The organism is Pantoea sp. CFCC18179 (genome assembly GCF_059412405.1).
The window spans coordinates 58,732-72,777 of the sequence record NZ_JBNBPM010000016.1; the positions used below are offsets into that span (position 1 = coordinate 58,732).

11 protein-coding genes are annotated in these 14,046 nt (G+C 54.5%); 8 read left to right on the top strand and 3 right to left on the bottom strand.

Annotated elements, in window-relative coordinates; all coding sequences use genetic code 11:
* Positions 1-691: 691 nt before the first annotated feature.
* From ACPUC7_RS21385 to ACPUC7_RS21400, 4 genes are all read left to right on the top strand, one after another.
* Positions 692-2,185, top strand: a complete 1,494-nt coding sequence (locus ACPUC7_RS21385) for a purine-cytosine permease family protein (RefSeq protein WP_494924436.1) — start codon at positions 692-694, stop codon at positions 2,183-2,185.
* On the top strand, positions 2,185-3,891 hold the full coding sequence (locus tag ACPUC7_RS21390) for a nitrilase-related carbon-nitrogen hydrolase (protein ID WP_494924437.1): 1,707 nt from the start codon (positions 2,185-2,187) through the stop codon (positions 3,889-3,891). The genes ACPUC7_RS21385 and ACPUC7_RS21390 overlap by 1 nt, the downstream gene beginning before the upstream one ends.
* Positions 3,892-4,076: 185 nt before the next feature.
* Positions 4,077-5,237, top strand: coding sequence for a transporter substrate-binding domain-containing protein (locus tag ACPUC7_RS21395; RefSeq protein ID WP_494924438.1), 1,161 nt, complete (start codon positions 4,077-4,079; stop codon positions 5,235-5,237).
* Positions 5,234-5,842, top strand: coding sequence for an ANTAR domain-containing response regulator (locus ACPUC7_RS21400; protein ID WP_494924439.1), 609 nt, complete (start codon positions 5,234-5,236; stop codon positions 5,840-5,842). The genes ACPUC7_RS21395 and ACPUC7_RS21400 overlap by 4 nt, the downstream gene beginning before the upstream one ends.
* A 19-nt stretch (positions 5,843-5,861) precedes the next feature.
* Here ACPUC7_RS21400 and ACPUC7_RS21405 read toward each other — a convergent pair whose 3' ends face one another.
* Positions 5,862-6,773 (bottom strand): LysR family transcriptional regulator, encoded by a 912-nt coding sequence (locus tag ACPUC7_RS21405; protein ID WP_494924440.1) that lies wholly within the window; start codon positions 6,771-6,773, stop codon positions 5,862-5,864.
* Positions 6,774-6,870: 97 nt separating this feature from the next.
* Between ACPUC7_RS21405 and ACPUC7_RS21410 the strand changes: the two genes are divergently transcribed.
* Complete coding sequence (locus ACPUC7_RS21410) at positions 6,871-7,734, top strand: aldo/keto reductase family oxidoreductase (RefSeq protein WP_494924441.1); 864 nt, start codon at positions 6,871-6,873, stop codon at positions 7,732-7,734.
* An 82-nt stretch (positions 7,735-7,816) separates the two neighbouring features.
* Here ACPUC7_RS21410 and pdxR read toward each other — a convergent pair whose 3' ends face one another.
* The gene (pdxR, locus tag ACPUC7_RS21415) at positions 7,817-9,301 is read right to left on the bottom strand and encodes a MocR-like pyridoxine biosynthesis transcription factor PdxR (protein WP_494924442.1); all 1,485 of its coding nucleotides are present in this window, start codon (positions 9,299-9,301) and stop codon (positions 7,817-7,819) included.
* Between the two features lie 109 nt (positions 9,302-9,410).
* Between pdxR and gabT the strand changes: the two genes are divergently transcribed.
* Both gabT and gabP read left to right on the top strand, forming a co-directional pair.
* Positions 9,411-10,673: a 4-aminobutyrate--2-oxoglutarate transaminase gene (gene gabT / locus ACPUC7_RS21420; RefSeq protein ID WP_494924443.1), complete on the top strand. Its 1,263-nt coding sequence runs from the start codon at positions 9,411-9,413 to the stop codon at positions 10,671-10,673.
* A gap of 102 nt (positions 10,674-10,775) precedes the next feature.
* A complete protein-coding gene (gabP, locus tag ACPUC7_RS21425; RefSeq protein WP_494924444.1) occupies positions 10,776-12,170 on the top strand; it encodes a GABA permease in 1,395 nt (464 codons plus the stop codon).
* Between the two features lie 34 nt (positions 12,171-12,204).
* On the opposite strand, the gene ACPUC7_RS21430 is transcribed toward gabP, so the two are convergent.
* Positions 12,205-12,531, bottom strand: coding sequence for a hypothetical protein (locus tag ACPUC7_RS21430; RefSeq protein ID WP_343550362.1), 327 nt, complete (start codon positions 12,529-12,531; stop codon positions 12,205-12,207).
* Between the two features lie 177 nt (positions 12,532-12,708).
* On the opposite strand from ACPUC7_RS21430, the gene ACPUC7_RS21435 reads away from it, so the two are divergent.
* Positions 12,709-14,037 (top strand): glycoside hydrolase family 10-like protein, encoded by a 1,329-nt coding sequence (locus ACPUC7_RS21435; RefSeq protein ID WP_494924445.1) that lies wholly within the window; start codon positions 12,709-12,711, stop codon positions 14,035-14,037.
* Positions 14,038-14,046: the final 9 nt, after the last annotated feature.

A 14,046-nucleotide genomic window follows, 5' to 3' on the forward strand; every position in this document is an offset into this window, starting at 1 on the left:
TTTGTTTTTTTTGCACACGTCATCCCCTCTGGCAGTAAGTCAGATTGAATTTATCCGGTGTTTAAAACCAACCAGGTTTGGCTGGAAAAGGACTGCGTTATGAGGTCAGAATTATGGAATGGTGAAATGGTGAAATGGTGTGGATTTAATTAAACATTTCGCTTTAAACAGTAGTAAAGCCCTTAATCTTCACAAGCTGAAACATATGGACAATTTTGCCATTTCTCAAAATTATGATTCCCATCAAACTTTATCTTTTCGTCGCCCCGTTTATTTATTTTTAATTATCAATTTGATTTAAAACTGTATTTTTGATGTAGCTGCTAATAAAAAAACATTCTGAATGAAACTTAATATGAAAAATTAAAATCGTGTTGGCATGCATTGCTTGCCTGTTTTCGGATTTTACTGAGCAGCTACTTCAGGCAGTTCTGGCCAAGCCTCATTTCGGTGCAGCTCGCACCGAATTAACGCATCAAACCCGATCAATCAGCCTGAAACTGCCGATTCAGCGCCATACACACTTTGGCACGCCACTTGCTTATCTCTGATTACCGCATCCTGCCTTGCAGGAACAGGCGCCGTAGTCTGGTAAGCGGTTTGTGGCTACATGTCACTCCAATACATCGATTTCAGGCGAAGAAGCCCCACCGGCAATGCTGTCGGCGGGGCTTTTTTTTGGAGTAAAACTATGAGCAAGTTAAAAGCGTGGTTTCAGGGACCGCAAGACATTACCGAAGCGGAAGCGGTAGAAGATTACGCGGTCGGCCGCGTACCGACGCATTATCGCTGGCCGATTCCCGCCATTATTCTGGTGCTGCTCGGCAACTCAACGGCGATGTTTTGGTTCAGCCTCGGCGCTGATATGAGTTATCAGGTCGGCTGGCCGCTGCTGCTGTTGCCGATTGGCTACATGGTGGTTTTCGCCACAATTATTGGTTCCTGCATCATGAAAATGGCCAGCAAAGAGGGTTTATCGCTCAACCTGATGACGCGCGGCTTAGGTTTTGGCTATATGGGATCGGCCTTCACTTCGCTGATCTACGCCATTAACTTCATCTTCTATTTCCTGTTTGAAGGCACCATCGTCTCGCATGCTATTGCCAACTATGCTGGCGTGCCGGTCAATTCGGTGGCGGGCATCGCGATATTTGCGCTGATGGGACTGGCAGCCATCTGGTTCGTGTGGAAAGGCATGTCTTCAATGCAATTCCTGCAAACCTGGGGCGTACCAATCTTCATCCTGCTGTTTGGCTTCTGCATTTATCAGCTGACGCACCACTATCCTTCCGTTGGCTTCAGCGGCTGGCAGCCAAAAGGCGAAGTGGATAGCAACGCGCTGTGGTTAGTGATGAACATGGCGAACGGTCAGATTGTGTTCCAGGGCTTGATGGCGACCGATTATGGCCGCTTCGCGCGTCCAAATATCAGTCACAAAGGCACCGCGACGATTATGTTGGGCATGCTGTTGCCGATTGTGGTGGTGATGTTGTTTGGTGCGTTTATGGCCTACACGTTGATGCCGCACATTGAAGGTGCCGATGTCTGGTCACTGGCGCTCGATCCTGGCTTTGTCTTCCCGCTGATTATTGGTTTGACCGGCGTATTGTTTGCCGTCATCACACAAATCCGCATCAACGTGCTGAACCTCTATTCCGGTTCCATCGCGCTGTCGAACACCATGGATATGGCCTTCAACTATCGTCCAGGCCGCCAATGGTGGATGCTGCTAGTGTGGCTGCTCGGCGTGGTGTTCTACGTTTGCAATATCTTGCAGTACACCGGCACCTTCTTGTCGATCACCGGCATTCTCACCAACACGTGGGTGTTTATCATCCTTGCTGATTACTTCGTATGCCGCAAAGTGCTGCATCTGGCACCATCGGATTTCGTTGAATTCCGCAAAGAGTATCTGCGCATGTGGAATCCATCTGGCGTGATTGCTTTGTGTGTGGCGGTGGCAATTGGCGCGGCGGGCGTGCTGGGCGCATATCCGATGGTTTACGCCTCGTTTATCGCCATGCTGGTTGGTCCGGTATTGCACGTGGCGATCAGCGCCGCAACGCGTGGCCGTTACTACTTCAAAACCTTCCCGCAGGATATGCCCACCAACTGGAAACCGTCCGATGCCTATCAAGGGCCAAAACCGGCGTTCAATGCCGTGCTGAGCAAGGAGGCTGAATAATGAGCATCAAAGTTGCTACCATCCAGTTTGAACCGACGCTTTTTCGTAAAGAAGAGAACCTGGCGCGCTTGCTGGCGCTTTCCACCAAAGCTGCACGCGATGGCGCTCGGCTTATCGTGATGCCCGAAATGGCGACGACCGGCTATTGCTGGCAGGATCGCGCGGAAGTTGCACCGTACGTGGAAACTGCCGACGGCCCAACCAGTCAGGCGTTTGCCGCCGTGGCGCGTGAATTTAACTGCTATCTGGTATTCGGCATGCCAGAACGTGACGCGGTCACGGACATCTATTACAACAGCGCATTGTTGATCGGCCCGCAAGGGCTGATTGGCGTACATCGCAAAACCCATCCGTACATTTCCGAACCAAAATGGGCGGCAAACGGCGATTATGGTCATCAAGTGTTTGAGACCGAAATTGGCAATATCGCCTTGCTGATCTGTATGGATATTCACTTCATCGAAACCGCACGCCTTGCTGCGGTGGGCGGCGCGCAGATTATCTGCCACATCAGCAATTGGCTGGCCGAACGTACGCCTGCACCTTACTGGCTTACGCGCGGCTGGGAAAACGGGTGTGCGCTAATTGAAAGCAATCGCTGGGGCTGGGAACGCGGCGTGCAGTTTAGCGGCGGCAGTTGCATCAGCGATAGCCACGGAACATTGCTGGCAAGCTGTGACAGTGGCGATCAGGTGTTAAGCGCCGAATTAACACTGCCGCAAGATAATCCGCTGCTGAAGAAACGTCGTCCTGAACTGTATCAACGCCTGATGACCAACACCTTTATGTGGAATCCGCAGGACTTCTTCGGCTTGTACGGCAACGATCCGTTGCCTGCCGCCAAAGATTCCACCATCGCGGTGGCACAGTTCCGTCCGGAAAATGATGTCGCCGCTAATCTTGCGCATATCCGCACGTGGGCTGAACAGGCCAAAGCGCGCGGCGTCGAGTTGCTGGTGCTGCCGGAACGCGCCTTAACCGGTGACGCGAGCAAAATGAATGCGCTGGCGTTGGATGATGCGCCGATTCAGGCGGTGATCAAACTGGCGATGGAGTTGGATATCGCCTTGGTGGTGGGATTTTCCGAGCGCGCGGGCAACCAGTTTTACAACAGCGCGCTGCTGGCAAGCAGTGCCGGATTGGGCGCGCATTATCGTCAAATTCACCTCAATGAGGCCGATAAACAGTGGGCCAGCGCGGGTGATCAATGGGTAACCTGCGATTTACCCTGTGGACGCGTAGGTTTACTGCTCGGTGAAGATTTGCTGGTACCAGAAGCGGGACGCATTTTGGCGCTGGAAGGCTGCGATATCATTGCTTGCCCGGCAGCGCTGAATACGCCAACGCCGCTGGCGCATGCCGGCACGGTAATTCCACACAGTTGGCCGATTCCACGCGGTACCGATCCGTACCATTGGCTGTTGCCGCGCGTGCGCGCCGGGGAGAACAATCTGTGGCTGGCGTTTGCCAATTGGCCCGAAGCGGCAGGTGAAAGTTTTGGTGTCAGTGGCGTGTTTGGCCCAGATACCTTCGCTTTCCCGCGTAGCGAAAGCAAAGTATTAAGTGATGATGGCGTTGCCTGTTTAGCCATGAGTACCGGTTTGGCTGAGAGCACCTATCCTAATCATGTTGTGCGACGCAAAGATTTGGTGTTGATGCGTCAGCCCCATTTCTACACACCGCTGGTGCTGCGCAATACGTTGTAAATCAATGGGTCACCATATATGGCGACCCTACGAAAACGTGTTGTAGGGTCGCCATTTATGGTGACCGCAGTGCCGCAAAATCTGTTGTAAGGTCGCCATTTATGGTGACCGCAGTGCCGCAAAATCTGTTGTAGGGTCGCCATTTATGGTGACCGCTTTACCCAAAAAATGCTCATGGAGTTTATATGTCCCCAACCGCGCCGCCGCTTGCCAAAAACGTCATTCCGATTGGCATCCTCTATTCCGTATCCGGCGATTACGCGGTGATTGGCCGTGAAATGCTCAATGGTATTTTGCTGGCAATTGAAGAGATCAACGCCAATCCAGCTTACGGTTTCACTCTGGCGCCCGTGGTGCGCGATCCCGGTGGATCGCTGGATAAATATCATGAATATTGTCACGACCTGCTGCATCGCCACGGCGTGCGTCATCTGATTGGTTGCTACACGTCCGCGTCCCGCAAAACCATTTTACCGCTGGTGGAAGCCGCCAATGCGCTACTGTGGCATCCGGCACGTTATGAGGGTTTTGAAAGCAGCAACAGCGTGATTTATCTCGGTGCCACGCCCAATCAACATGTGATTCCGCTGCTGCGTTGGCTGCTACAACAGCAAGAGGCTGAGATTTATCACGTCGGCTCTAATTATGTTTGGTCGTGGGAAATGGATCGCATCACGCGCGAAGCAGTGATTCCCGCTGGCGGCAGTGTACTGGAGAGCAAACTGTTGCCACTCGGCGAGGAGAACGTTGATGAGGTGATCGCCGATATCCTCGCGCGCAAACCGAAAGTAATCCTCAACACCATGGTCGGCAAAAGCGCTTACAGCTTTTATCGCGCGTGGCACCAAGCCAGCCTGCAACAACCGTGGTTAAACCAACCGCTGAAACTCAGTCTGACGTTATGTGAACCGGAAGTGCAGATGATTGGTGCCGCGCCGCTGGAAGGTTATCTGGTTTCAGCCAGTTGGTTCCAGAGCATCGATAACGCCGCCAATCGCGAATTTCTACGCTGCTATCGTCAACGTTTTGGCGATCAGGTATCACCTTCCGTCGATAGCCAAAGCGCCTGGCTGGCGGGACATTTGCTGGCGCGCGCCATCGCGCGTCATGGCAGCGATGAAGTTGAAGGCGTGCGTAATGCGGTGTTGCAGGATGAGTTGGATTCCCCCGCTGGGCCAATTCACATCGACGCCGATAACAATCACTGTTGGCTCACGCCGCATCTGGCGCGCTGTCACAACGGCAAGCTGGAAAGCTTCTGGCAGCAATCCGCGCCGGTTAAACCCGATCCGTGGTTAGCGTGGACCGATATTGATCATCTGGCGGACGGCGGAGAACGCGCATGAGTCGAAAAAACGTGCAAATGCGCGGACTGAAAGTGTGCGTGATTGGCTGCTCAGAACGCGATAATCAGCATTTGGCCCAGCAGTTTGCGCGCATGGGCATTCAAGGTGACTTTCACGCGGAATTTCCCAGCGACGCACAGTTAATTGAGCAGCAACTGTTGGTGTTCGATGGCGATAACCCGGCGCTGTTTCACCCCACGCACAAGCTGCCGTGGCCGGCGCTGCCGAAAGTGGTGCTTACCGCGATGGAAACGCCGTCGCGCTTGCAATGGATCACCGAACAGAAGATTGATAGCTACATGCGCAAACCGGTGCGTTTCGATGGCGTGATGACGGCTTTCACACTGGCGTTGGATAGCGCCGCACGCATCAATCAGTTGGAAGCGCAGTTGAAACGCCAGGAAGAACGCCTGCGGGCGCGCAAGTTTTTGTTTTCTGCTCAGCTGCGGGTGATGCGCGAATTACAGTTGGAAGAAGACGATGCGTATAACCTGCTGCGCCGCGCGGCGATGGCACAACATATGACGATTGAAAACCTCAGTTGCGAGCTGCTGAACGACAGCCAACCGTGGTTGAATTTGCTGCGAAATTTCCCAGAAACCTAGGTCACCATAAATGGCGACCCTACGGAATTTGGGCATTCAACTCACGTACATAATCCAGAAACGCCTGTAACGGCGCGGGGATAAGGCGGCGATCGTTGTAATACAACCACAAGCCGGAAAAACTCAGCCACCATTCGGGCAGCAGCGGCTGCAAGCTGCCGTTTTGTAATGCGGGTTTGATCCAATCTTCGAACAAATAGACCACGCCACTGCCGGCAATCGCCGCTTCCACGGTCAAATCCATCGCCGCGCCGATGCTGCAAATCAACGGACCTTTGGGTTGCAATCGCACCGTTTCCTCACCACAAGCAAACTCCCATTCCGCCACCACACCAGTGGCGTAACGTCCGTGTAAACAGCGATGCTGCATTAAATCGCGCGGGTGCTGCGGCGTGCCGTGTTGCGCCAGATAATCGGGAGACGCCGCCAGCGCAAAACGCTGGATGCGCGGGCCAATCGGCAGCGCCACCATATCTTGCTCCAGATGATCGTCGTAACGAATCCCGGCGTCGCAACTGTCGCGGAAAATATCCTGCACGTTGCTTTCCGCCACCACTTCTAACTGGATATCGGGATAACGCTGCAAAAATCCCGGCACAATCGCTGGCAACACCAGACGCGCAGCACTGACCGGCACATTCAAACGTAACGTGCCGCCCGGCGTGTCGCGAAACGTATTCAACGCATCCAGTGCAGCATCCACTTCGTTCATCGCTGGCAACAAGCGCGACATCAGCGCCCTGCCAGCTTCGGTCAACGCCACAGTGCGCGTGGTGCGGTTAAACAACCGCACGCCAAGCTGCTCTTCGGCACGCCGCACCGCATCACTCATGCGCGAAGGATTGCTGCCGGTCATGCGCGCCGCTTCACGAAACCCACCGGCTTTTGCTACCGAAACTACCGCATGCAGCAATGCGATATCCAATGCCATTGTTCGCTACCTCGTACACTGTGTCCTGTTTTGTGCGGATAGTTGCACAGCCGTTCAGCGATTACAATCTAACCACACACTGACAAAGGAGCTTCCCATGTCTCATCCCGCATTGACTTACACGCTTGGCGATCGCCAGGTTGCACGACTCGGTTACGGCGCCATGCAACTGGCTGGACCGGGCGTGTTTGGTCCGCCAAAAGATGAAGCCCGCGCATTGCAGGTTTTACGTGATGCGGTTGCCGCAGGCGTCAATCACATTGATACCAGCGATTTTTATGGTCCGCATATCACTAACCAATTGATTAAAAAAGCGCTGCACCCTTACGCCGACGACCTGGTGATCGTGACCAAAGTGGGCGCACGTCGCGATGAAAAAGGCGGCTGGTTACCGGCATTTACCCCGGAAGCATTGACGCAAGCGGTGGAAGATAATTTGCGCAATCTTGGACTTGAGGTGATGGACGTAGTGAATCTGCGTTCAATGCTCGACGTGCACGGCCCGAAAGAGGGTTCGCTGGAACCGCAGGTGGAAGCGATGATCAAGCTGAAAGAGCGTGGATTGGTGCGTCACATTGGGCTAAGCAACGTTACCGCTAAACAGGTGGCCGATGCGCAAGCCATGACGCCGATTGCCTGCGTACAAAACCTTTACAACCTTGCTAATCGCCAGGATGAAGCGCTACTTAACCAGTTGGCGGCGCAAGGGATTCCCTACGTGCCGTTCTTCCCGCTCGGCGGTTTTTCCCCTTTGCAGTCGGATCAATTAACCGATGTGGCAAATGAGCTGAACGCGACGCCGCTGCAAGTGGCGCTGGCGTGGCTGCTGCAACGCTCCCCGAATATTTTGCTGATTCCAGGCACCTCATCGCCGGAGCATTTGCAGCAAAACCTGGCGAGTGCGGATGTAAAACTAACGCCGGAAATTGTGCAGCGTTTAGATAGCATCGGGCAACCATAAGCTTATCAGGTCACCATAAATGGCGACCCTACGAAAAACGCGTCAATTTGTTGTAGGGTCGCCATTTATGGTGACCTCCTTTTCAAATAATCCCCATCTCCGCCAAACATCCTTTCAACGTACCAAACGCATCCTGGCATTGCCGCTCATCAACGCAGGCAAAACCCAGCAGCAGCCCGCGCCGTTCCTGCGGATGCATATAATATTGCGACAGCGGCCGCACCTTCACGCCGCGCCGCAACGCTAATCCTGCCACCGCCACATCGTCGCAACCGTTTGGCAGATTCATCACCAAATGCAATCCCGCTTCGTGATTCACCAGCGGCAAAAATGCCGAACCAAGATAGCGTTCAATCAGGCTGATTAAAAAGCGCCGGCGCTGGCTGTAGAGTTTGCGCATGCGCCGCACGTGCGCCATGTAATGCCCTTTCTGGATAAATTCCGCCAGCGCGCGCTGCACCAGCAAATGCCCGCCGCGATACAGTTCTGCGGCCGCTACGCGCAACGGCTGCGCCAGGGTTTTCGGCACCACCAGATAGCCGAGCCGCAGCGCCGGATAGAGCGTCTTGCTAAAAGTGCCCATGTAGATCACTGGCGCATTCGGTTCAAAACCTTGCAGTGAGGGAAACGGCTGACCGGAGAAACGAAACTCACTGTCGTAATCGTCTTCCACCAGCCAGGTTTTGTGTTTATGCGCCAAATCCAGCAACTGCTTACGGCGTTCAAGACTGAGATGCACGCCGAGTGGATATTGGTGTGACGGTGTCACAAAAATCATCTTTGGTGCACGACTGCGCGGCGGTAAATCGGGAATTAATCCCTGTTCATCCACCGCAATGGCATTGATTTTCAATCCATTAATGCGCAGTAGATTGCGCGTTCCCCAATAACCTGGTTCTTCTATCCACACGTGATCGCCGGGATCGCACAACACGCGCGATACCAAATCCACCGCCTGATGAATACCTTCGGTGATGATGATTTGATCGGCATCGGCGCGTACCGAGCGCGCCACGCTGAGATATTCCGCCAGCGCTTGTCGCAGCTGCGGGCAACCGCCATTGCTGCTGTAAATCAGCCGTTCAACATCCGGTTCACGGTTCAAACGCGCTTGAATCTGGCTGAACAGTTTATGCGGGAATTGCGTGACATCCGGCGCGCCAGGTACAAATGCGCCCCACTGATACGGCGAAGCATTGGCATGACCGAGCAACGATGCACCGCGTTTGGAGATCGCCGCCGGTTTTGCCGCCAAAGGCGTGATTGCCGCCGGATTACGCGGCGTATTAAGCGATCCTTCCGGCAAATGTTCCGCAATCCACGTGCCGCTGCCGGTACGCGCCGTAACGTAACCTTGCGCCATCAAATTCTCATACACGTTCAGCACGGTATTGCGTGATACCGCCAGCTCGCGCGCCAAATCACGCGTAGCAGGCAAGCGGGTGGCGCGTGGAAAAATCCCTTCAACGATAGCCGCTTGCATGCAGGCCAACAGACGCTGCTGCAATGTTCCTTCCGGCATGAACTGCAAACGTTCTAATACATGATCGGCGTACAAACTCCGCAATTGGCTCCCTCCTTTTCTCTAAAAGTGGCTCTGGCAACATACCGCAGCGCAGGGATAAATAAGCGTGTTTGTCGCGAATTGTAAAGATGCTTATCGCTAAGGAAAGGTTATGGAAGGTAAAAACAGCCAGTTGCAACAACGCAAAGATAATGCCCTGCCACGCGGTAACGGCAATCTTTGTCAGTGGTACGTCGAGCAGGCAGAAAACGCCACGCTGCGCGATATTGAAGGTAATAGCTGGATTGATTTCGCTGGCGGCATTGCGGTGCTAAACACCGGTCATCGCCATCCACGCGTGGTGCAGGCGATTGCCGATCAGTTAGCAAAATTTACCCATACTGCGTTCCAGGTGACGCCATACGAAAGCTATGTCGCGCTGGCGGAACGCCTCAATCGCGTGGTGCCCATCGCCGGTAAAGCCAAAACCGCGTTCTTCTCCACTGGCGCAGAAGCGGTGGAAAATGCGGTGAAAGTGGCACGCGCCGCCACACGTCGTCACGGCATCATCACCTTTGGCAACGCGTTCCACGGCCGCACCTTCATGACCATGGCGATGACCGGCAAAGTGGCACCTTACAAACGTGATTTCGGTCCGATGCCCGCTTCGGTGTGGCATGCACGTTATCCCAATAGTGTGACGAGAATCAGCACCGACGACGCGCTGGCCAGTTTGCAGGACATTTTCACCCAGGACATCGCGCCACAAGACGTTGCCGCAATTGTGCTGGAGCCGGTGCAAGGTGAAGGCGGCTTCCACGTCGCACCGCCGGAATTCTTCAACCGCTTACGCGCACTGGCAGATGAACACGGCATTCTGCTGATCGCCGATGAAGTGCAAACCGGCTTTGCCCGCACCGGCAAGCTGTTTGCTATGGACCATTACGCGGTGAAACCCGATCTCATCACTATGGCGAAAAGCCTGGCGGGCGGCATGCCGCTTTCAGCGGTGAGCGGTCGTGCAGAGATCATGGATGCGCCGGGCCCTGGCGGTTTGGGCGGCACTTATGCCGGAAACCCGCTGGCGATTGCCGCCGCTCACGCGGTGCTGGATGTGATCGAAGACGAAAAGCTGTGTGAACGCTCGGCGCAACTTGGCGCGCAGTTGACTGATTTCCTGCACAGCGCGCGCCGCAATTGTTCAGCGATCACCGATATTCGTGGTCTTGGCTCGATGATCGCGGTGGAATTCGCGTCGGCGCAAACCGCACAAGCCATTCAACAACAAGCGATGGTGCACGGCCTGCTGCTGCTCACCTGTGGTCCGCAAGGTAATGTCATCCGCTTCCTCTATCCGCTCACCATTCCGGATGCGCAATTCGCGCAGGCGCTGGACATCCTCGGCAGCGTGCTGAGCCCGCACTTCGATTCGTAGCGCATTGTCTCACTTCCCAGCTCGCGCGCCGGGCTGGGCTTCTCACCTGTTGCAAACGGGCGGTGTTACGCACTGCTTGAGAGACGCTTTGGAGAAATTTTGATGAGTTCACAGAATACTGATGTATTGGCGCAAAGCCTGAAGCCGCGTCATGTGCGGATGTTGTCGATTGGTGGTGTGATTGGCGCCGGATTGTTTGTCGGTTCCGGGCATGCGATTGCTGAAGCGGGTCCGGCGGTGTTGCTGGCTTACATCGCCGCCGGTGCGCTGGTAGTGTTAATTATGCGCATGCTGGCTGAAATGGCGGTGGCAGCGCCGGATTCCGGCTCCTTCTCCACCTATGCCGACAAATCGCTTGGCCGCTGGGCCGGATTCACCATCGGTTGGCTCTATTGGTGGTTTTGGGTATTGGTAATCCCGCTGGAAGCCAACGCCGCAGGCACCATTTTGCATTCATGGTTCCCACAAGTGGCGGTGTGGGAGTACACGTTGGCGATCACAACGATCCTCACCATCAGTAACCTGTTCAGCGTAAAGAACTACGGTGAGTTTGAGTTCTGGTTTGCCCTGCTGAAAGTGGTGGCGATTGTGGCGTTTCTCTGTGCCGGCAGTTTGGCGGTGTTTGGTTTGATGCCGGGCACCAGCACGCAAGGAATTTCACATCTGTATGATACGCATGGTTTTATGCCGAACGGCATCAGCGCGGTGCTGGCGGCGATTCTTACGACCATGTTCTCGTTTATGGGCACCGAGATTGTCACCATTGCCGCTGCCGAATCACGCGAGCCGAAGAAGCAGATCACCCAAGCCACCAACTCAGTAATTTGGCGTATCGCACTGTTCTATTTGCTGTCGATCTTTATCGTGGTGGCGTTGGTGCCGTGGAACACGCCATCGCTGATGAAAGCCGGTTCGTACCAAACCGCGATGCAGATGATGAACCTGCCGTATGCCAAGCAGATTGTTGATGTGGTGGTGCTGATTGCGGTGTGTAGCTGTCTCAATTCGGCGTTGTATACCGCCTCGCGCATGATTTACTCGCTGTCGCGTCGTCAGGATGCACCTGCCATCGCTTCCCGCACCACGCGCAGCGGCACGCCGTGGGTTGCGGTGCTGCTTTCCACCGCCGCCGCATTCCTCGCGGTGATCGCCAACTATTTGGCACCGAGCGCGGTATTTGAGTTCCTGCTCGCCAGTTCCGGCGCGATTGCCCTGCTGGTGTATTTGGTGATTGCCGCGTCGCATTTAGTCCTGCGCAAAAAGCGCGAAGCGCGCGGCGAAAAACTCAGTTACCGCATGTGGCTGTTCCCAGGATTGACGTGGGCAACCATGGTGTTCATTGTCGGCGTGTTGATTGCCATGCTGTTCAATCCACAACACCGCTCAGAGATTATCGCCACCGGTCTGTTGACACTGGCGGTGATCGTCGCCAGCCAAATTGTGCAGCGCAAACGTGCCACACGCAAAAGCGCCGAGATGGTGGCTGTACGCTCATAACGCAGGAATCCCGGCAAGGATGCCGCGGAATCCGTTAATCGTATTGCACGTCGATGCTGATCGCTTCTTCCGGCACGTTAAGCGTTACCACACATTTGCGCCACACCGGCAAGCCGTTGGTCATATTGTTGTCGATGAAATACTGCTGAAAATCTTTCAGCGCTTCAGACAGATCGCCAATTGCGCGCGCATCGGGTTCAAACCAATCTGGCTCACCCTTTTCATCGATGTAATCGAACTGATATTGCCCGCCATCACCGTCGGTAAATAACTCAGCCTGCACGATCAGTTCCCGCGCGCCTTCCGGGCCACAGCTATAAACGATCTGGCCGATACGACGATAAAGGTCTTCATATTGCATAGGTTTTGGGTTCCTCAGTTGGAGTTTTGTTAGAGGTCACCATAAATGGCGACCCTACAAGGCCGCGCCGAACTCGTAGGGTCGCCATTTATGGTGACCTCCTCTAATGACGCGATTATATTGACTTTAGTCGGCATGATAAGAGAATGATGCTCCTCGAACGGTAATTCGTAAGAAATGGAGTTTATCATCGCCGGTTCATCACGCTTTCTCGCTGCAAAATCCGTCACGTTGCTTACACTAGGCTTGCTGCTTGCCAGTTGCTCATCGCCGCCGCCAAAATCGCTGGTGACGCCCTTTCCGCCAGTAAGCAAAACGCCGTTGCCGACCAAACCGCTTCCCCGCCAGGAACCGATGCGTGGCGTTTGGCTCACCACGGTTTCGCGCCTCGACTGGCCACCTGTTAACTCGGTCAACGCCAGCCCGGACAATCGCATCCACCAGCAACAGCAAGCGTTAATCGACAAGCTCGATAAACTGAAAAGCCTGGGCATTAACACGGTATTTTTCCAGGTGAAACCCGACGGCACCTCGTTGTGGCACTCCAAAATCCTGCCGTGGTCAGATATGTTGACCGGCAAAATTGGTGCAGATCCCGGCTACGATCCCCTGCAATTTATGCTGGATGAAGCGCACAAACGCGGCATGAAAGTGCATGCATGGTTCAATCCTTATCGCGTCTCGACTAACGTTAAACCGTCCACCGTTAACGCATTGAACAATACTTTGGCGCTCAATCCCGCCAGCGTGTTTGTGCTGCACCGCGACTGGATCCGCACCGCCAGCGACCGCTTTGTGCTTGATCCCGGCATTCCTGCCGCGCGCGATTGGATCACCAGCATCGTGGCCGAAGTGGTGTCACATTACGCCATCGACGGCGTGCAATTCGATGACTATTTCTACACCGAAACGCCCGACTCCACGCTGAATGACAACGCCACTTTCCGCCAATATGGTCAGGGGTTTGCCTCGAAAGCCGACTGGCGTCGCAACAATACTTTGCAGCTGATCGAGCAAGTCTCGCGCACCATCAAACAGCTCAAGCCTAACGTTGAGTTTGGCGTCAGTCCGGCGGGCGTGTGGCGCAATATTTCCCATGATGCTGCCGGTTCCGATACGCGCGGTGCAGCGGCTTACGATGAAGCCTATGCTGACACGCGTCGTTGGGTGCAAATGGGCTTGCTGGATTACATCGCGCCGCAAATATATTGGCCATTTGCACGCCAGGCCGCGCGTTACGATGTGCTGGCAAATTGGTGGGCGAACGTGGTGAAACCGACGCACACGCGGCTGTATATCGGCGTTGCGCTGTATAAAGTCGGTGAAGTGTCAAAAAGCGAACCGGATTGGACGGTCAATGGTGGCGTGCCCGAACTGAAAAAACAGCTCGATCTTAATGAATCGGTGCCGCACATCAACGGCACGATTTTATTCCGCGAGAATTACCTTAATCAGCCACAAACCCAGCCAGCGGTGAATTATTTGCGACAGCGTTGGGGCAGTTAACCTGATAAA

Coding starts and splice junctions, on each gene's coding strand:
- ACPUC7_RS21385 (WP_494924436.1), top strand. CDS start 692: ATGAGCAAGTTAAAAGCGTGGTTTCAGGGACCGCAAGACATTACCGAA.
- ACPUC7_RS21390 (WP_494924437.1), top strand. CDS start 2,185: ATGAGCATCAAAGTTGCTACCATCCAGTTTGAACCGACGCTTTTTCGT.
- ACPUC7_RS21395 (WP_494924438.1), top strand. CDS start 4,077: ATGTCCCCAACCGCGCCGCCGCTTGCCAAAAACGTCATTCCGATTGGC.
- ACPUC7_RS21400 (WP_494924439.1), top strand. CDS start 5,234: ATGAGTCGAAAAAACGTGCAAATGCGCGGACTGAAAGTGTGCGTGATT.
- ACPUC7_RS21405 (WP_494924440.1), bottom strand. CDS start 6,773: ATGGCATTGGATATCGCATTGCTGCATGCGGTAGTTTCGGTAGCAAAA.
- ACPUC7_RS21410 (WP_494924441.1), top strand. CDS start 6,871: ATGTCTCATCCCGCATTGACTTACACGCTTGGCGATCGCCAGGTTGCA.
- gabT (WP_494924443.1), top strand. CDS start 9,411: ATGGAAGGTAAAAACAGCCAGTTGCAACAACGCAAAGATAATGCCCTG.
- gabP (WP_494924444.1), top strand. CDS start 10,776: ATGAGTTCACAGAATACTGATGTATTGGCGCAAAGCCTGAAGCCGCGT.
- ACPUC7_RS21430 (WP_343550362.1), bottom strand. CDS start 12,531: ATGCAATATGAAGACCTTTATCGTCGTATCGGCCAGATCGTTTATAGC.
- ACPUC7_RS21435 (WP_494924445.1), top strand. CDS start 12,709: ATGGAGTTTATCATCGCCGGTTCATCACGCTTTCTCGCTGCAAAATCC.